The organism is Caballeronia sp. GAFFF2, assembly GCF_023631485.1.
Lineage (GTDB): Bacteria > Pseudomonadota > Gammaproteobacteria > Burkholderiales > Burkholderiaceae > Caballeronia.
On the sequence record NZ_JALQDA010000034.1, the window covers coordinates 218,802 to 236,562 of the forward strand.

17 protein-coding genes are annotated in these 17,761 nt (G+C 63.3%); 12 read left to right on the forward strand and 5 right to left on the reverse strand.

Annotated elements, in window-relative coordinates:
• Window positions 1–16: 16 nt before the first annotated feature.
• Genes NCT04_RS25665 through NCT04_RS25675 form a run of 3 tightly spaced genes read left to right on the forward strand, consistent with a single transcriptional unit; the run spans window position 17 to window position 2,770 of the window.
• Window positions 17–772, forward strand: coding sequence for an SDR family NAD(P)-dependent oxidoreductase (locus NCT04_RS25665; protein ID WP_250468284.1), 756 nt, complete (start codon window positions 17–19; stop codon window positions 770–772).
• A 32-nt stretch (window positions 773–804) separates the two neighbouring features.
• Window positions 805–1,830, forward strand: coding sequence for an ABC transporter substrate-binding protein (locus NCT04_RS25670; protein WP_250468285.1), 1,026 nt, complete (start codon window positions 805–807; stop codon window positions 1,828–1,830).
• A 16-nt stretch (window positions 1,831–1,846) separates the two neighbouring features.
• Window positions 1,847–2,770 carry an SMP-30/gluconolactonase/LRE family protein gene (locus NCT04_RS25675; protein WP_250468286.1) on the forward strand — a complete coding sequence of 308 codons (924 nt, stop codon included), beginning with the start codon at window positions 1,847–1,849 and terminating at the stop codon, window positions 2,768–2,770.
• Between the two features lie 18 nt (window positions 2,771–2,788).
• On the opposite strand, the gene NCT04_RS25680 is transcribed toward NCT04_RS25675, so the two are convergent.
• Both NCT04_RS25680 and NCT04_RS25685 read right to left on the reverse strand, forming a co-directional pair.
• A complete protein-coding gene (locus NCT04_RS25680) occupies window positions 2,789–3,691 on the reverse strand; it encodes a LysR substrate-binding domain-containing protein (protein ID WP_244830394.1) in 903 nt (300 codons plus the stop codon).
• Window positions 3,692–3,781: 90 nt separating this feature from the next.
• Window positions 3,782–4,855 (reverse strand): Ldh family oxidoreductase, encoded by a 1,074-nt coding sequence (locus NCT04_RS25685; RefSeq protein ID WP_250468287.1) that lies wholly within the window; start codon window positions 4,853–4,855, stop codon window positions 3,782–3,784.
• A 157-nt stretch (window positions 4,856–5,012) separates the two neighbouring features.
• Between NCT04_RS25685 and NCT04_RS25690 the strand changes: the two genes are divergently transcribed.
• From NCT04_RS25690 to NCT04_RS25730, 9 genes are all read left to right on the forward strand, one after another.
• Entirely contained in the window at window positions 5,013–5,537 is a 525-nt protein-coding gene (locus NCT04_RS25690) for an FAS1-like dehydratase domain-containing protein (RefSeq protein WP_250468288.1), read from the forward strand.
• Between the two features lie 12 nt (window positions 5,538–5,549).
• The gene (locus tag NCT04_RS25695) at window positions 5,550–6,035 is read left to right on the forward strand and encodes a hotdog family protein (protein ID WP_250468289.1); all 486 of its coding nucleotides are present in this window, start codon (window positions 5,550–5,552) and stop codon (window positions 6,033–6,035) included.
• Window positions 6,032–7,315 carry a CaiB/BaiF CoA transferase family protein gene (locus NCT04_RS25700; protein ID WP_250468290.1) on the forward strand — a complete coding sequence of 428 codons (1,284 nt, stop codon included), beginning with the start codon at window positions 6,032–6,034 and terminating at the stop codon, window positions 7,313–7,315. The genes NCT04_RS25695 and NCT04_RS25700 overlap by 4 nt, the downstream gene beginning before the upstream one ends.
• Window positions 7,315–8,484, forward strand: coding sequence for a CaiB/BaiF CoA transferase family protein (locus NCT04_RS25705; protein ID WP_250468291.1), 1,170 nt, complete (start codon window positions 7,315–7,317; stop codon window positions 8,482–8,484). Before NCT04_RS25700 ends, NCT04_RS25705 begins: the two co-directional genes overlap by 1 nt.
• Window positions 8,485–8,531: 47 nt before the next feature.
• The gene (locus NCT04_RS25710; RefSeq protein ID WP_250468292.1) at window positions 8,532–9,464 is read left to right on the forward strand and encodes a hydroxymethylglutaryl-CoA lyase; all 933 of its coding nucleotides are present in this window, start codon (window positions 8,532–8,534) and stop codon (window positions 9,462–9,464) included.
• A gap of 165 nt (window positions 9,465–9,629) precedes the next feature.
• Window positions 9,630–10,973, forward strand: a complete 1,344-nt coding sequence (locus NCT04_RS25715) for a citrate synthase (RefSeq protein WP_250468293.1) — start codon at window positions 9,630–9,632, stop codon at window positions 10,971–10,973.
• A gap of 282 nt (window positions 10,974–11,255) precedes the next feature.
• Window positions 11,256–12,704, forward strand: coding sequence for an MFS transporter (locus tag NCT04_RS25720; protein WP_250468294.1), 1,449 nt, complete (start codon window positions 11,256–11,258; stop codon window positions 12,702–12,704).
• Between the two features lie 32 nt (window positions 12,705–12,736).
• A complete protein-coding gene (locus tag NCT04_RS25725; protein ID WP_250468295.1) occupies window positions 12,737–14,131 on the forward strand; it encodes an MFS transporter in 1,395 nt (464 codons plus the stop codon).
• Window positions 14,128–15,000 carry an SMP-30/gluconolactonase/LRE family protein gene (locus NCT04_RS25730; RefSeq protein WP_250468296.1) on the forward strand — a complete coding sequence of 291 codons (873 nt, stop codon included), beginning with the start codon at window positions 14,128–14,130 and terminating at the stop codon, window positions 14,998–15,000. Before NCT04_RS25725 ends, NCT04_RS25730 begins: the two co-directional genes overlap by 4 nt.
• A 40-nt stretch (window positions 15,001–15,040) precedes the next feature.
• Here NCT04_RS25730 and NCT04_RS25735 read toward each other — a convergent pair whose 3' ends face one another.
• Genes NCT04_RS25735 through NCT04_RS25745 form a run of 3 tightly spaced genes read right to left on the reverse strand, consistent with a single transcriptional unit; the run spans window position 15,041 to window position 17,753 of the window.
• A complete protein-coding gene (locus tag NCT04_RS25735) occupies window positions 15,041–15,865 on the reverse strand; it encodes a TauD/TfdA dioxygenase family protein (protein ID WP_244830393.1) in 825 nt (274 codons plus the stop codon).
• Between the two features lie 26 nt (window positions 15,866–15,891).
• Complete coding sequence (locus NCT04_RS25740; protein ID WP_244830392.1) at window positions 15,892–17,208, reverse strand: TRAP transporter large permease; 1,317 nt, start codon at window positions 17,206–17,208, stop codon at window positions 15,892–15,894.
• A complete protein-coding gene (locus NCT04_RS25745) occupies window positions 17,205–17,753 on the reverse strand; it encodes a TRAP transporter small permease (protein ID WP_244830391.1) in 549 nt (182 codons plus the stop codon). The genes NCT04_RS25740 and NCT04_RS25745 overlap by 4 nt, the downstream gene beginning before the upstream one ends.
• Window positions 17,754–17,761 lie beyond the last annotated feature (8 nt).

Here is a 17,761-nt window from a genome sequence, read left to right on the forward strand (position 1 = left end):
ACTAGAGGAGACCGTTTTGCAGACCAATGCAATCGATTTGAGGGGCCGCGTTGCCGTGGTGACGGGCGGCGCGCAGGGGATCGGCTTCGCGGTCGGCCGCAGGCTGCTTGCTTCCGGCGCGCGGCTTGCCATCTGGGATATCAACCCCGCCGGCATGGACGAGGCGCGCGAGCAACTGGGCGAGCACGATGTCCACTTCGAGCGTGTCGACATTGCCGATTACGCCAGCGTGCAGGCCGCCGTGGCGGGCACGCTGAAGGCCGCGGGGCGCATCGATATTCTCATCAACAACGCGGCTATCGTCGGCCCGAACGCCACGCTGATCGAGTATCCGATCGATATCTGGAAGCAGGTGATGGATATCGATGTCAACGGCACTTTCCACTGCTGCCGTGCCGTGGCCCCGGTGATGATCGACCAGAACTATGGGCGCATCGTCAATCTGTCCTCGGTCGCCGGCAAGGAAGGCAATCCGAATGCGGCCGCGTATAGCTCGGCGAAGGCGGCCGTCATCGCCATGACCAAGTCGCTCGGCAAGGAACTGGCAAGCCACAATATCGCGGTGAACTGCGTGACACCCGCCGTGGCGCGAACGCCCGGCGCGATGGAGCAATCGCCCGAGCATATCCGCTACATGCTCGGCAAGATTCCGCGCGGCCGTTTTCTTGAACTCGACGAAGCCGCCGCGATGATCGCGTGGCTCGCCAGCGAGGAAAACTCATTCACCACCGGAGCGGTTTTCGATCTGTCCGGCGGTCGGGCCACTTACTAGCAACGTCAGCCTGGGAAGAGGGAGACATCATCGTGAGAACGCTCAGGCGCCTGTCGTTGCCAGCGCTCGCCATCTGTGCGGCACTGGTCAGCCAGTCGGCGAGCAGCGCCGCTCCCGTGCCGGAAAAGCCCAGGCTTCATCTGGCCGCGGCGGGTGTGGGCTTTCCGTATCTGCCGTTCGTCATTGCGGATAGCCGCGGATACTTCAAACAGGCCGGGCTGGAAGTCGAAATCGGCGTCTTCAGCGGCGGCGCGAAAGCGCTTCAGGCGATGATGGGCGGCAGCGCCGATATCGTCGCGGGCGCGTATTCGAACACCATCACGATGGCCGCGAAAGGCCAGAAGCTCGTGTCGTTCGTCACGCTGGCTTCGTGCCCCGGCTGGGTGTTCGGCGTGACGCGAGCGAGTCACGACAAGGTCAAGACCTACGCCGATCTGAAGGGCATGCGCATCGGCGTGAGTTCGCCGGGGTCGAGCTTTCATATGGGCGCGAACTATCTGCTGAACAAGGCGGGCGTGAAACCGGGCGATGTTTCGATCATCGGCGTGGGCTCGTCGGCAGGCGCGATTGCCGCCGCCCGCAGCGGGCAGATCGACGCCTTGATGAGCAACGACCCGGTCGCAACTGTGCTGCAGACGAGTGGCGACCTCTTCCCGCTTGCCGTGATGCGCGACCCGGCCGGCACCCGAGCGACGCTCGGCGGCGATTATCCGGAAGCCTCCATCTACACCACGCGGGAGTTCGCGGCCAAATATCCCAACACGGTGCAGGCGGTGACCAATGCGATTCTGGAAGCCGAACGCTGGATGGCGCAGGCGACGCCCGAACAAGTCGCCGCCGCCGTGCCGGCGCAATACGCTTTAGCCGACAAGGATGTCTTCGCGCAAGCCTACGCCAACATGCATGACTGCATTTCGCGCGATGGCCTGATGACCGATGCGGCGGCCCACACCGTGCACGACGTGCTGGCCGCGTTCGATCCCGACATCGGCAAGGCGTCCATCGATCTGAAGGCGACTTACGACAATCGTTTTGTCGAGCATGCCGACAAGCGCTGAAGGGAGGACGACAGCGATGGAAAGCCCAATACAAATCCTGGCGGAAGGCTTGAAGTTCCCGGAAGGGCCGGTGGCGATGCCCGATGGCTCCGTGGTGCTCGTCGAGATCGAGCGGGAGACCATCAGCCGCGTTTCGCCCGACGGTAGAGTGAGCGTGCTGGCGGCGGTGGACGGCGGCCCCAACGGTCTGGCGCTCGGGCCGGATGGCGCCTTCTACATCTGCAATAACGGCGGTTTTCTGTTTCGTACCGTTGCCGGACTGAATCGCACGAAACCGGGCGTGCATCCGCGTTATACGAGCGGGCGTATCGAGCGCTTCGACCCGCAGTCGGGCTTGCTCACGACACTGTATGACCACTGCGGCGATCATCCGCTGTGCGGTCCGAACGACATCGTGTTCGACCACGACGGCGGCTTCTACTTCACCGACTTCGGAAAGAACCGGCTGCGCGAGCGCGATCACGCGGGCCTCTATTACGCTCGCGCCGATGGTTCGGCCATCGTCGAGGTGGCGTATCCGCTCACCACGGCCAATGGCGTCGGTCTGTCGCCCGACGACAGCATCGTCTATGTGGCGGAGACCGAGACCGCGCGGCTCTGGGCATTCGATCTGGAAGCGCCCGGCCGGGCGCGCAGGCACCCTTATCCGTCGCCGCATGGCGGGCGTCTGGTTTGCGGCTTGCCGGGTTATCAGCGCTTCGACAGCCTGGCGCTGGACGCCGAGGGCAACATTTGCGTGGCCACGCTCGTGACCGGTTGCATCACGGTCGTCGCGCCATCCGGTGAAGTGCTGCGACAGGTGCCGGTGCCCGATGGCATGGTGACCAACATCTGCTTCGGCGGCGCCGACATGAAGACGGCCTACGTGACGCTCTCCGGCACGGGCCGCCTGGCCAGGCTGCAATGGCCGCAAGCAGGATTGCAGCTGGCTTATTCGTGATTGACCGATTGCCGGCGCCTAATGGTGTGCCGCATCCTGACTTGCAAGCAGATGCTTGAGAAACAGTTGCACCGGCACGGGAAGCGACTCGGCTTCGCGTACGCAGATTTTCCAGTGGCGCTCCGCCCAGGCTTCATCCAGATGCACGGCGATCAGCGGCGCGGAACTGACGTACCGTTCGGCGTGATGCTCCGGCACGAGCCCGATGCCAAGCCGTGCTTCCACCATGCTGCGCACCGGTTCGAAACCGTTGACGCGAATCGACAGCTTGAGCGGGTGATCGAGATCCGCCGCCGCGCGCAGCACCAACGAATTCAGATAGCTGCCCACTTGCGGCCCCACGAGCGGGTACTCGGCGACTTCGCGGAACGTGACCCGTTCGGCGCGGCCAAGCGGATGATCGGGCGGCATGATGACCACCAGCCGGTCGCTGCGATAAGGGAAGACCTGCAGGCCGGTGGTAACCGTCGTGCCGCCGAACACGCCGATATCCGCCGCGTTTTCCGCCACGGCGCGGACCACCGCGGGGCTCAGGCTTTCCTGAAGATCGATGCGCAGCCCGGGGTGCATCTCCAGAAAAACGCGTATGTCGTTGGCGATGTACTGAACGATGGTCGAGAGGCTCGCATGTAAGCGAATCTGACCGCGCACGCCTTCGGCGTGGTCCAGTAACTCGCTCTCCATTTGGGCGATGTCTCGTAACAGCACGCGGGCGTGCTGCAGGAGTGCCGCAGCGGCGGTCGTCAGTTCGAGTCCCTTGTTGCTGCGCACGAAGAGCGCGTTCTTGAGCGTGTCTTCAAGATGGGACATGCGCTTGCTGAGCGCGGAAGGCGCAATGTTTTCCGCTTCCGCCGCGCGGGCAATGCTGCCGTGCTCGCACACGGCGATGAACAGTTTCAACGATTGCAGGTCGAATCGCATCGAGTCTCCGGGGTGCGGTCTTTTCGCCGCAGCGCTGCTTCCGAAGAGAAAGTATGCATCGGGTCTGGGGTGAGCGCAAAGGTTTAGGCGTCATGCTGCCTCCGGCTTGGGCTGCGGAAAGCGCACCTCGTAGCGTTCTCCGCAAGCCTTGAGCGGTGTGTCGAGATCGGCATGCAGATGCACGCCATTCTTCAGTTGCTCGGCCCGCCTTGCCATTGCGCGCTCGCCGGGAAGGCGCACGGGGTCGTTGATCGTGCGAGGCGGGTTGGTGCGGCAGGCGTCGCCGAGCCAATCCATCTGCCTCTGGAATGCTTCGATACCGCCGAATGCTGCCGGATCGTGCAGCGACATGAACACGGTCGCGCCCCAGCCTTCGTGTGGATCGGCGCGGCCAAAGCCGGCCAGTCCGCCTGTCAGCGCCTCGATCATCAACGCCATGCCGAATCCCTTGTGACCGGCGGCCAGTCCACCGAGCGGCAGGATCGATCCGGGTGGATCGGCAAACAGCACGCCGGGATCATGCGTCGCGTTACCTTGTGCATCCATCATCCAAGGTTCGTCGAACGATTGGCCGTTCTGATGGCGGCGCGCGCTCATCGCGTTGGTCGTCACGGAGGACGAGATGTCGATCAGCATCGGAGTCGTCGATGTCGGTATGCCGAGAGCGATCGGGTTCGGCGTGAACAAGGCCCGCGTGCCGCCGAACGGCGCGACGCTTTGCACGCTCGGATCGGAGCTCGCCAGCATCATCACCAGGTTCATTTCGGTGGCGCGCAGGAGATACGCGGCAAGACATGCAATGTGATGACTGCGCCGGATCACGAGCGTGGCGGCGCCGAGTTCGCGGGCGCGCGGGGCAAGGACGTCGATGCCGGCATGCACGAGCGCGGGTCCGGGCAGACGCCGTCCGTCCCACAGCAACGCGGCAGGACGATCAGAGATGACTGCGGGCGCGCCGTCGCGTGTCATGGCGCCTTGTTCGAGCTGCTTCACGTAGCCTGGCAACAGCGCGAGTCCGTGCGTGTCGTGTCCCATCAAGTCGCCATCGACGAGAGTGCGTGCCACGTCCCGCGCATGAGCGCTCGCGAGCCCCGCCAGGCAAAGCACTTCCATTGCATATTCAAAGAGCGCGTTCGCGTCGTAGCGGGTCGTTCTCATCGACATCTCTCCCTTGGTGGTGTCATGCGTCGAGCGGTACGTGAGGCACGATAGTCGATCGATGCGACCCTGAGAAGACGTTGATTCAACGATCAAGTATTGTGCGCTAAAGGGCGGCTCCCCTAGACTGGCTTCGTCGATGTAGCGACAGGAGACTAGAGCCGTGAGCAACGAATACATCACCGGCAAGGTGAAAGCCATCATCGGCGCCGAGACCGAATGGGTCACGTCGACGCATGCCGTCGAAGCAAGCGAAGTGCGCCGCTTCCATCATGCAACCATGGATGACGCGCGTCGTTACTGGGACGAAGACTGGGCCGCGACAAGTCGTTATGGCGCACTGGTCGCGCCGCCGGGTTTTCCGGTGCATGCCTTTCGCAGACCGCCGTCATCGCCCGACCCGCTGGATGACATGAACAAGCCTGACTACGATGGCCTGAGCCGCAGTTTCAGCGGCCTGCCGGCCGTCGAAGTGGAGTTGCCACGCGATCTGAACGGCGGCTACGAATACGAGCTCTACCGTTATGCGCGCGTCGGCGAGAAGGTGCTGCGTCAGGCGCGCTACAAGGACATCGTGCAGCGCGACGGCAAAAGCGGACCGATGGTGCTCGTCATCATCGAAGAGACCTACGTGAACGAGAAGGGCGAGAAGCTTTTGAAGGTCACGAACACCCAGATCATGCGCTAGGCGAGGGTCATCATGGCTGCACTGTATTTTGAGGATGTCGAAACAGGCATGGAGATCCCGGCGCTCGTCAAGGGACCGATGACCACGGCGCATATCGTGCGCTGGTCGGCATCCATGGAGAACTGGCATCGCATTCATTACGACTGGCGCTTCGCCACGCAACACGACAAGTTACCCGACGTAATGGTCAACGGCTCGTGGAAACAGCACATCATGCTGCAACTGCTGACGGACTGGGCCGGTGAAAGCGGCTGGGCATGGAAGCTCCAGTTCCAGTTTCGCGGCATGAACGTGCCGGGCGATCTGCTCACGGCGTGGGGCCGCGTGACCGGAACCGAACGGCGCGGCGGCTTCGGTCTCGCGCATCTGGAAATCGGCTTGCGTAATCAGGAAGGCAGGGAAAGCACGCCCGGCAGCGCAACGGTCGTTCTGCCCTTGCGCAACGGCGCGCCCGTGCCTTATCCCTTCGATCCAGCCGTTCTCGAAGAGGCCGCATGAGCGCCGCTGATTTCGTATCCCCAGCGCGCGTGGTCGCCGCGCCGCTCGCCGGCGTGCGCGTGATCGAATGGAGCGACGCCATGCCCGCCGCTTTCTGTGCGCGCGTGCTGCGCGACCTCGGCGCGCAGGTGCTCAAGCTGGAACCGCCCGGTACTGGCGATACGCTGCGTCGAACCGGCCCGTTCGCACCCAATGCTCCTTATGGTGAAGATGCCGCGCTCTTCGCGTATCTGAATCACGGCAAGGAAAGCGCCACGCTCGATCCGTCGCATCGGCAAGGAGCTGCGTTGCTGCGGCGTCTCGTGGAATCCGCCGATCTGCTGATTACGTCCAATACAAGCCGCCTTGCGGAACTGCAACTCGACGGCGATACGCTCAGGCACATTCAGCCCGCGCTCGTCACGCTTTCCGTCACGCCCTGGGCTACGCATGCGGGACCCGACGCGCCGTCCGCGTACACCGACTTCACCCTCACGCATCACGCGGGCTATGCATTTCATCAGGCGCGCCCCGTTCACGCACCCGATCAGCAAGCGCCCGTCGCCTGTGCCGACCGCGAAGTGGCGCTGGCCACGGGTGTGGCCGCCGCGAACGCGGCGCTCTGGGGCCTGCTCGAAGCGCAGATGAATGGCGAGGGACGCAGTATCGAATGCGCGGAGCTGGATGTGATCGCGCATCTGCTGATCGAGCCCGTCGCCGATCATGGGCGCGGCGAACGCAGCTTCAGCCGGCTGCGCGAGGAACTGCAGGGCACCGAGGTCGCGGGCGGGCTGATCTGGCTGTTGCCGTGCAAGGACGGCTTCGTGATGATTTCGCCGCGCGAACAACATCAATGGGAACGCTGGGTCGAATTGCTCGGAAACCCGGCGTGGTCGCGCGATGAGACGCTGTGCGGCGAACGCACGGCGCGCAACGAAAACTGGATGATCCTGCAAGACGAGATGTCGAAGTGGACGCGCGAGCATAGCCGCGCCGACGTCTTCGAGCGCGCGCAGGCGGCGCGCGTGGCGTGTTTTCCGGTGAGCGGTGCGCGCGATCTTCTGGATAACGCGCAGCTGAATGCGCGCGGGTTTTTCGATCGCTGGCAGTGCGCGGGCGGCACGCCACTGTCGATGCCCGGCCTGCCGTTTGCCATGCGCACGACTTCGGGCGCAGAGTTGCCACGCGCGCGCGATGTCGTATCGCCCGCACTTGGCTCCGCTAACCGCGCGGTGTTCGAAGAGCGCCTCGGACTGTCGCCGGATGAAGTCGAAAGCTTGCGCCGGCATGGAGTCGTGTGATGACACAGAAAGCATTGGCGGGCTTGCGCGTCGTCGATTTCAGCTGGGTGCTGGCCGGACCCATGACTACCAAGATGCTCGCGGGCATGGGCGCGGAGATCATCAAGATCGAATCCGCGACGCGGCCCGAACATACGCAGCGTCCGCCCTGGTGGGCAGTGGTGAACGCCGGCAAGAAGAGCTGCACGATCAACCTGAGCCGGCCGCAAGGTCCGGAACTGATCCGGCGTCTGATCGCGCAGAGCGATATGGTCGTCGAAAACTTCTCCAACGGCGTGCTGGCGAAGTTTGGCCTCGATTACGCGACGCTTGCGCAGATTCGCCCCGATCTGATTTTCGTGTCCGCGTCGGGCACGGGTCGCGAAGGCCCGCAGCGCGATGCGCTTGCTTACGGCTCGTTATTGCAGGCGTACAGCGGTCGCGCCAGCGTGGTGGGCACGCCGAACGAGCGCGTGGAGGCCATGGGCATTCTGCCTGCGTGGACCGATCCGATCACTGCGCTGTGGGAAAGCTGCGCGGTGCTTGCGGCCATCCGGCACCGGCGCGTGAGCGGCGAGGGCGCGTACATCGATCTGTCGATGCTCGAAAGCACCGTCGCGCTATTGCCCGAACAGCTGTTTCGCGAGGCGCTCGGCAGCAAGACGCCAACGGCCACGGGCGCGCGCGAATGGGACGCCGCACCATCCGGATGCTTCCGCTGCTCAGGCGACGACGCCTGGCTCGCCGTTTCCATTGGCAACGACCGGCAATGGCGAGCGCTCTGCGACGCCATGCGCAAGCCCGAACTTGCTACCGATCCCCGCTTCTCCGATGCGTTCGGCCGCGCCGCGCATCGCGCAGCGGCGGACAATTTACTGGCAGAGTGGCTGCGCGACCAGACGCCCGCGCAAGCACTCGATGCGCTGCAGTCGCGTGGCGTGCCGGCCGCGCGTTCGAGACACATTGGCGTGGTGATGGAAGACCCGTATTTCGCCGATGGCGGCCTCTTCCCGCTGCTCGCGGACGGCTCACGCAGCATTGCGCTTCCGTGGCGCGATAACGCCGGCTTTCGCGGCGATTTCACGCCGCCGCCGCGCCTCGGCGAACACAACGACTACGTGTTCGGTGAGCTGCTCGGCCTCGATGCGCACGAAATTGAAACCTTGACCGAAGCGGGCGTGCTGCGTTGATGACGAGCGCGTTCGTGCAAAGACTCATTTTTGAAGGAGCAGGACCCATGAAAGAAAAAGTGATGGTTTGCGAAGTCGGGCCGCGTGACGGTCTGCAAATGGCTCACGAGATCATGCCGACCGAGCAGAAAACGCGCTGGATCGCGGCAATCGCGCAAGCGGGTATCGGCGAAATAGAGGTCGGCAGTTTCGTTCCGCCAAAGCTCGTGCCGCAAATGGCGGACACCGAGGCAATCGTCAAGGCGGCGCTGCTACAACCCGGCTTGCGCGTGATGGCACTCGTGCCCAACCTGCGCGGTGCGCAGGCGGCATATGCGGCGGGTGCACATGGCGTCGGCATACCGGTTTCGGTGAGCGAGGGACACAGCCGCTCGAACACGCGCAAGGGCACCATGGAGCAGGTGGACGAAGTACGGCGAATCGTCGAATGGGTGCGCGAGCAGGAGCGGCCAATGGCGATCGAGCCGGGTTGCGCGACGGCCTTCGGCTGCGCCATCGACGGCGAGATTCCCTTGCAAAAGGTAATCGAAACGGCCGTCGCGCTAGCCGAAGCAGGCGTCGATGCCGTCGCGCTCGCGGATACCGTCGGCTACGGCAATCCCGTTCAGGTACGCAAGATGGTCAAGGCCGTGCGCGCGGAGATCGGCGACAAGCTGACCAAACTGCATCTGCACGACACGATGGGACTCGGCCTCGCCAATGCGCTGGCGGGGCTCGAAGAAGGCATCCGTTTCTTCGATTCCGCGCTCGCGGGCCTTGGCGGCTGTCCGTTCGCGCCGGGCGCGTCGGGCAACATCGTCACGGAAGACCTCGTCTTCATGCTGGAAAGCATGGGCTTCGATACTGGAATAGACCTGGAACGGCTGATCGCCGCGCGCGAACTGCTGCACGAAGGGCTGCCTGGCGAGCCGATGTACGGGCAGGTGCCAAAGGCCGGCATTCCCAAGACTTTCCGCCGGACGGCTGGACTTCATGCATAGACGGAGCGTGTTCGACCGCGGTACTGGCATGACCCGATTGTGAGCATCCACGCGTTTGATTATCTTGTGGTTCACTGTGCCCCGTCCGGCGCTTTTGCGCTGGCAGCTTCGCATGGGACCAGGACGGGCGCTTCGGCGCCCGTCCTGGGTCGACAGGAGACCGAGGTGCAATCGAACCCGCATGATGCCGCCAGCGCGCCGCCCGACGCGCCCGGCGATTATCTGACACGCGCTGAAACGCTCGCGCTGCTGCAGATCAAGCTGCAAACGTTGTACGCCTACGTCAGCCGCGGCTTGATTCGCAGCGTGCCGCAAGGCGACAAGGGGCGCCGGCTTTATGCGCGCCAGGATGTCGAACGCATGAAATCGCGCGCCGATGCCCGCAGTGGCCACGCGCCCGTCGCCGCGGCCGCCATGCGCTGGGGCGAGCCGATCATATCGAGCACGCTCACCGAAATCACGGCCGAAGGTCCGCGTTATCGCGGCGTCGCGGCGCTCGAACTCGCGCGCAAGGGAAAGACCTTCGAACAGGTCGTGAAAGCGCTCTGGAATCCACGCGACGACGTGATCCTTTCGTGGCAGCCGTGCGGTCGCACGTTACGTTTCGCCGATGCCTGGTCGCGCACGGCGGGTCTCCAGCCACGTCGAGAACTCGTGCGCTTCTTCGCCGATATTGCAATGCGCTTCGGCGGCGAGCATCTGCGCGCGTTGCAGGCCGGCGACGCGCAGTTCATCGAATGCAGCCGCATGATCGCAACGATGGCGCATTGCCTTGCGCATTTGCGACGCGCAACGCCGGGCGCTGCGGCGGGCGTCACGCGCAAACGCGCGGACGGTCTCGCCGCGACGCTGTTGACCGTGCTCGGTGGTTCGGCGTCTGCCGCGCATCGTGCCGCGCTTGACGCCGCGCTCGTGCTGTGCGCGGATCACGAACTCGCGCAGGCGACCTTCGTGGCGCGTATCGCGGCGTCGGCGGGAGCGGATATCGGCGAATGCGTGGCGGCGGCCATCCTCACGCAGACGGGGCTCACGTCCGCGCGATCGTACGAAGCCACCGAGGACCTGCTGCGCGCATGCCGCACGGTTGCAGAAGCGCAACGGCTCTTCACGGAGCACTATGCGGCACACCGGAATCTGCCGGGCTTCAATCATCCCTTGTATCCGGATGGCGACCCGCGCGCGAGCTACCTGATCGATCTCGCGCGGCGGCTCGAAGGGCGGCACGCCGCGGTCGATCCGCTCTTCGCGGCACTCAAGATCGCAGCGGGCTACGGCTGTCTGCCGAGCCTGGAAGTTGGGCTGACCATGCTAACCGTGGCATTGGGGCTGCCGCCGCGCAGCGCGTTTTGCCTGTTCATCATCGGACGGTCGGCGGGGTGGGTGGCGCATATCATCGAGCAGCGCGAATCCGGCGCTTTGATACGTCCACGCGCGGACTACCTCAAGGCGAACGCCCCGCAGAACGATTCGGACGAGACGCGCTTGCTGACGTCGATCCTGCCGCCCTGAATCTCCGCATCGCACGACATGACGCCGACGGCCCTTCGCGAGGGCCGTTTTTCTTGGGCGCCGCGATCAAGTTGATTCAACGATCAAGTATTGTGGGCCGCTCCATGCGTCACTAGACTGGGCTAATCGAAAGGAGACAGCGGCCCGGACAAGCTAGCGACAGACAATGCGAACCAAGCCAGCAATTCCACACCGTCCTCATCGAATAGTTAGTATCGCCGATATTCACGACCGGTACGATGCGCCTTAGGCATTCAGCCGGCTGCACAGGAGGAGAAGAGGATGAACACCCCGAACAGGGCCATCGGCGCCGATGTCGCCGGGTCGCTCGACAGCGCGGATTATCCGGCGCGCGTCATCACGGCAGGCGGCGTGACCGCACGCTTCGACCGGTTGCCAATGACCGCCACGCTGTGGAAGCTCCTCACCCTCGTCGCACTCGGCGGCTTCTTCGAACTCTACGATGTGTACTTCGCGGGCTATATCGCGCCGGGCTTGTTCCGCTCGGGCATCCTCACGGCGACCACGCCCACTTTCTTCGCGATGAACGGTCTCGCCGGCTTTCTGGCGTCGCTGTTCATCGGGCTTTTCATTGGCACGATCTGCTTCGGCAGTCTCGCTGACCGATTCGGCCGGCGCCGCGTCTTCGCCGCATCCATGCTGTGGTATTGCATTGCGACGGTCTTCATCGCGTTTCAGGATACGGCGCTAGGACTGAACGTGTGGCGTGTGATTTGCGGCATCGGCGTCGGCGTGCAGTACGTGACGATCGATTCCTACGTCTCCGAATTGACGCCGCGACACGCACGCGGCATGGCGTTCGGGCTCGTGTATGGCGTGGCGCAGATTTGCGCGCCGCTGATCGCGTTCCTTGCGTGGGTGCTGGTGCCGATTTCCCCGCTGGGTTTCGAGGGCTGGCGCTGGGTGATCGCGCTCGGATCGGTGGGCGCGCTGCTCGTGTGGTATCTGCAATTGCGTCTGCCGGAATCGCCGCGCTGGCTCGTGCAGAAAGGTCGCCTCGACGAGGCTGAACGCGTCATGCAGATGATTGAAACCCGCGTTCGCCGTGACTACGGCAAGGACCTGCCGCCACCGGCCGACGCGCCCGAAGCCGAGGAGCAGGAAGGCACGTTGCGCGAGGCATTCAGCCCGCGCTATCGCAGCCGCACGCTGATGCTCGTGGTCGTGAACTTCTTTCAGACGATTGGTTACTACGGCTTCGTCAGCTGGATTCCGACGCTGCTCATCGCCAAGGGCATCATGGTGACGCGCAGCCTCGAATACACTTTCCTGATCGTGCTGCTTTATCCAATCGCACCATTCATCGTCATGCTGGTGGCTGACCGCTTCGAGCGCAAATGGCAGCTCGTGTGCAGTGCGATCTCGGTGGCCGTGATCGGCGTGATCTTCTCGATGCTCAAGGCGCCGGGCTGGCTCATCGCGGTGGGGATCGTGCAGACGCTCGTGGTCAACTGGCTGTCGACTATCGTGCATACCTACCAGGCCGAGTTGTTCCCGACGCGCATGCGAGCGGGCGCGGTGGGCTTCGTGTATTCGTGGAGCCGGCTGTCGTCGATCTTCGTGGGCTTTTTTATCGCGTTCTTTTTGCGCGAGTTCGGCGTGCCGGGCGTATTCGCCTTCATCTTCGCCGCGATGGCGATCGTCGTCGTGGCGGTGGCGCTCTTCGGCCCGCGCACCACGGGGCTGGCCCTCGACGACATCGCGCGGTGAGTACGCGCATCGACGCCGTTGCGGAGCAGCCAATGGATTCCGTAGACCCGAAGGTCGTATCCGGCACCATCAACGGCAGGCTCGACCGGCTGCCGATGACCCGGCACATGTGGACGCTCTTGATGCTGATCGCAGCGGGCGGTCTCTTCGAACAATACGATATCTATTTCACGGGTTATATCGCGCCGGGTTTGTTCCAGAGCAAGCTGCTGACTTCGACCACTGCATCGTTCTTCGATCTCAACGGTCTTGCAGCCTTTCTCGGGTCGCTGTTCCTCGGGCTGTTCATCGGTACGATCTGTTTCAGCTATATCGCCGATCGCTTCGGGCGGCGGGTGGTCTTTCTCGGCTCGATGATCTGGTATAGCGTCACGACGTTCATTTTGGCGTTTCAGGGCTCGGTGCACGGTCTCGAGATATGGCGGCTGATAGGCGGTATAGGCATCGGCGTCGAGATGATCACGATCGACACCTACATCTCCGAACTCGCGCCTCGCGGTGCGCGCGGCAAAGCATTCGCGTTGTTCTACGGGCTGGCGCAAATCAGCGCGCCGCTCGTGGCCTTTCTAGCGTGGATGTTCGTGCCGACGAGACCGTTCGGCTTCGATGGCTGGCGCTGGGTGATTCTTTTCGGCTCGTTCGGCGCGGTGCTCGTGCTGTTCTTGCGGCGCCGCTTGCCCGAGTCGCCGCGCTGGCTCGCGCAACATGGGCGGCTCGCCGAGGCCGACCGCGTGCTTTCGGTTATCGAAGCGAAGGTGCAAAAGGAGTACGGCCAAGCGTTGCCCGAACCTGAAAAGGCCGTTGGCACGGTACATCCGGAAGGGCGTATCGCCGAAATGTTCGGGCCGGTTTATCGCACGCGCACCATCATGTTGATGATCGTGAACTTCTGCCAGACCATCGGCTATTACGGCTTCGTGAGTTGGATTCCAACGCTTCTGATAGCGAAGGGCATTCTTGTCACGCGAAGTCTCGAATACACGTTTCTCATCGTGTTGACCTATCCGGTCGCGCCGCTTCTCGTCATGCTCGTGATAGACCGCTTCGAGCGCAAATGGCAGCTCGTGTGCAGTGTGATATCCGTGGCGATCATCGGCACGATCTTCGCCATGCTGAACGCGCCGGGCTGGCTCATTATGGTTGGATGCCTGCAGACGCTTGTCGTCAACTGGATGTCCACCATCGTGCATGCCTACCAGTCGGAACTGTTTCCAACCTGGATGCGCGCTCGCGCGGTCGGCTTCGTGTTCTCGTGGAGCCGGTTGAGTTCGATATTCGCAGGCTTCTTCATCGCCTTTTTCCTGCGTGAATTCGGGCAGGCTGGCGTGTTTGCGTTCATCGGCGGTGCAATGGCGATCATCGCCACGACGGTGGCGTGGCTCGGTCCGCGTGTCACGGGCCGAGCGCTGGAGGAGATCGCCCATTGAGCGAGCTGGAATGTGTCGGCAATACGCGCGATGTACTCGGGGAGTCTGCGTACTGGTCGGTCGAAGAACAGGCGCTGTATTGGGTCGACATCCGCAGCCATCTGATCCGCCGCCGCAAATGGGGCGACGACCACACGCAAACCTGGACCATGCCCGAACTCGTAGGCTCGATCGCGCCATGCGCGTCGCGGCTCGGATTAATCGTGGCGCTACGCTCGGCCATCGCGTTCTTCGATCCGGCGAGCGGCGCCATTGAACGTTTCGACGCGCCGCACGCAAGCCAGCCACAAATGCGCTTCAACGATGGCAAGTGCGATAGACAGGGACGATTCTGGGTCGGCTCGATGGATGACATTGGACGCACGCCGGTGGGCGCGCTGTATCGCTTCGAAGCGGGGCGTTATACGCGCGTGATCGAACGCGTAGCCGTGCCCAACAGCCTGTGCTTCTCGCCGGACGGCGCGACGATGTACTTTGCGGACGGCATCGAGCCCGTGATCTGGGCGTTTCCATTCGATATTTCGACGGGCATGCCGGGCGAGCGACGTCTCTTCGCGCGGCTCGACCGCGACACGGGAATTCCCGATGGCGCAACCGTCGATCGTCATGGCTACCTGTGGAGCGCGCAATATGGCGGCGGTGTCGTCAAGCGATACGCGCCCGATGGACGCATCGACCGCGTCGTGCCGATGCCGGTCACGCAGCCAGCAAGCTGCACGTTCGGCGGGCCGGATATGCGTACGCTTTTTGTGACGAGCGGTACGCGTAAGTTGTCCGTGGAAGCGCTCGAGACGCAACCGCTTGCAGGGGCGTTGTTTTGTTTGCGCACCGATATTGAAGGATGCGCTGAAGCGGCATACGTTGGCTGAGCGCGCCTTACAAACTCGAGCCAAACCAACGTCGCCCCCCTCATCGCGGCACGTCCCCCTTGAGCGTGATCCGCTGCATCACCCGCCGAAACCCGTGATAATCATTCACCGGATTATGCTGAGCCGCGCGATTGTCCCAGAACGCAATCGCGTTGTTCGACCAGACGAACCGGCACGTGAACTCCGGTTTCACCTGGTGTCGAAACAGAAAGTCGAGCAGCGGCGCGCTTTCGTCGGTGGTCATGCCGTCGATGCCGACCGTATGCGCAATGTTCACGTAAAGCCCCTTGCGTCCCGTTTCCGGATGCGTGCGCACGACGGGATGCTTCGCCACGAAATCGTCCGGCTTCTTGCCCGCGCCGTCCGTTCGAATGCGATCCTCTCGGGTACGCGACACATCCGCCTTGGCCGATGAACTGATGCCCTTCAGTCCTTCGAGGAGCCGCTTCATGGTGTCGGACAACGCGTCGTACGCAAGCTGCTGGTTCGCGAACAGGGTGTCGCCGCCATAGGGCGGAATCTCGCGCGAGAGCAGCATCGAGCCCATGGGCGGCACGTCGAGATAGGTTGTGTCCGAATGCCAGATGCCGCCGAAATTCACGCGCTCCGTTTCCAGTTTCTTGACTTCGATGATGGTCGGAAAACCTTCGAGGCTCTTCACAAAGGGATATTCGATAGGCTCGCCCATCGCCTCCGCAAAATCCAGGAACTGCCGGGGAGCGAGGTTCTGGTCACGCAGAAAGATGACGAGATGCTCGTTGAGCGCCGCGCGCAAAACGCTCGCTTGTTCGCGTGTCACGCCCCGCGACAGATCGATGCCGGAGATTTCGGCGCCCAGCGCGCCCGCCACTTTGCGAATGTCCATGCGAACTCCTCGTAGCCGGGCGTGTGTCAGTTCGCGCCGAGCAGCATTGTCGAAAGCGAAGGAAAAATACCGATGAGCGCAAGAACGCCCATCATGATGAACACATAAGGCAACGTGCCGAGCACGATCCGTCGCAACGGGACATCGGGCGCGACGCTCTGCACGACAAAGAGGTTGAGTCCCACCGGCGGATGGATGAGCGCCATCTCCATGTTGATGACGACGACCACGCCGAACCAGATCAGATTCCAGTGATACGCCTCCACGACCGGCACGAGCACGGGCATGGTCACGACGATGATCGCGATCGTCTCCATGAAGCAGCCGAGAAAGATCAGCAACACGTTGATGCTCACGAACAGCACCCACGGTTCGACGTGCGCGCCCGCGACGGTTTGCGTGAGCGACGCCGCAACCTGGCTCGTCGTCATCACATAGCCGAACACGATGGCCGATGAAATCACCGCGAGGATCATCACGCTGCTTTGGGCCGCGCTGATCAGGATCTGCCGGAATTTGCTCCACGAAAGCTCCCGGTACACGACGCCCGCAAGCACCAGACTTGCGACGATACCGAGCGACGCCGCTTCCTGAGGCGTTGCAAGCCCGCGATACAGCGAGCCGAGAATGATGAGAATCAACAGAGCGAACGGGCCGACGTCTTTCAATGCGACGACACGTTCGCGCATGCTCGCGAGCGGCCGCGTGCGCCTTTCGCTCTCGCTGCCGCGCGCACGATCGCGCATGGCGAGCAGTATCTGATAGATGCCGAAAGCAGAAGCCATGATCGCGCCGGGGATGAGTGTCGCGACGAACAGTTTGCCGATACTTTGCTCCGCGATCACGCTATACACGATCAACGGTATGCTCGGCGGTAACAGAATGCCGAGTGTGCCGCCGGCCGCGACCGCGCCGCATGCACGCGCTTCGGGAACGCGGTGCCGGCGCATCTCCGACACAGCGAAGCCGCCGATGGCCGCCGCCGTCGCCACGCTCGAACCGGATACGGCCGCCATCACGCCGCATGCAAGCGTCGTCGCGACGGCGAGGCCGCCGGGCACGCCGTCGAGGATCGTCGCCAGCGCCGCATAAAGACGCGCGCCCATGCCCGACGCGGAGACGATCGCGCCCATGAACATGAACATCGGCACGGAAGTCAGCGTGAAGGTGGCAACCGATCCCCAGTACGTGCTCGGTACGAGACTCAGTGCATCCCATCCGCCGCCCGTGACGAACAGCGAGGCGAGGGCGACAAACAGCAACGCGAACGCAATGGGCACGCCCATCGACAACACCGCGAGCAAGCCGCCGAACATCCCCGCACCGATGACGAGCTGATTCATTCTTCTCTCCCGAGCAGCATGTCGTCGATGGCGACTTCACGGCCTGCCGGTTCGCGTGCGAATACGATGGTCAGCAAGCGTACGATCTGCGCGATGCACAAAAGCAGCATGCCCGCGAAGAAGCCCGAATAAGGAATCCACAGCGAGAGCGAGAACATGCCCCACGAACGTTCACCGCTCGTGTACGCCTCCCACCAGAAGTCGAATGCGAGGCATGCGAGCGCGAACGCGACCGCCGTGACGATGGCCGTCGATATGAACGCGAGCGCGCGCTTGCCACGTTCGCCGAGATGTGCGCTGAGAACGTCGACCTTGAGATGCCGGCCTTGCCACGCCAGCGCCGCGGTGCCCACGAAGGTCATGTAGGCCATGAGGTAAGTCGTGACTTCCGTGACCCAGACATCGGAAAGATGCAGCGCTTCGCGCGCGAGCACGCCATACGAAATGACGAGCACGGTCGCGATGACCGCCGCGCCGACGGACAACGCGACGCCCCGGCAAAAGGCGTCGAGCCCGCGCGAGAAGCGGTCCAATGCGTGGCGCATCGCGGCCT

Coding starts and splice junctions, on each gene's coding strand:
- NCT04_RS25675 (WP_250468286.1), top strand. CDS start 1,847: ATGGAAAGCCCAATACAAATCCTGGCGGAAGGCTTGAAGTTCCCGGAA.
- NCT04_RS25680 (WP_244830394.1), bottom strand. CDS start 3,691: ATGCGATTCGACCTGCAATCGTTGAAACTGTTCATCGCCGTGTGCGAG.
- NCT04_RS25685 (WP_250468287.1), bottom strand. CDS start 4,855: ATGTCGATGAGAACGACCCGCTACGACGCGAACGCGCTCTTTGAATAT.
- NCT04_RS25695 (WP_250468289.1), top strand. CDS start 5,550: ATGGCTGCACTGTATTTTGAGGATGTCGAAACAGGCATGGAGATCCCG.
- NCT04_RS25700 (WP_250468290.1), top strand. CDS start 6,032: ATGAGCGCCGCTGATTTCGTATCCCCAGCGCGCGTGGTCGCCGCGCCG.
- NCT04_RS25705 (WP_250468291.1), top strand. CDS start 7,315: ATGACACAGAAAGCATTGGCGGGCTTGCGCGTCGTCGATTTCAGCTGG.
- NCT04_RS25710 (WP_250468292.1), top strand. CDS start 8,532: ATGAAAGAAAAAGTGATGGTTTGCGAAGTCGGGCCGCGTGACGGTCTG.
- NCT04_RS25720 (WP_250468294.1), top strand. CDS start 11,256: ATGAACACCCCGAACAGGGCCATCGGCGCCGATGTCGCCGGGTCGCTC.
- NCT04_RS25725 (WP_250468295.1), top strand. CDS start 12,737: ATGGATTCCGTAGACCCGAAGGTCGTATCCGGCACCATCAACGGCAGG.
- NCT04_RS25735 (WP_244830393.1), bottom strand. CDS start 15,865: ATGGACATTCGCAAAGTGGCGGGCGCGCTGGGCGCCGAAATCTCCGGC.
- NCT04_RS25740 (WP_244830392.1), bottom strand. CDS start 17,208: ATGAATCAGCTCGTCATCGGTGCGGGGATGTTCGGCGGCTTGCTCGCG.
- NCT04_RS25745 (WP_244830391.1), bottom strand. CDS start 17,753: ATGCGCCACGCATTGGACCGCTTCTCGCGCGGGCTCGACGCCTTTTGC.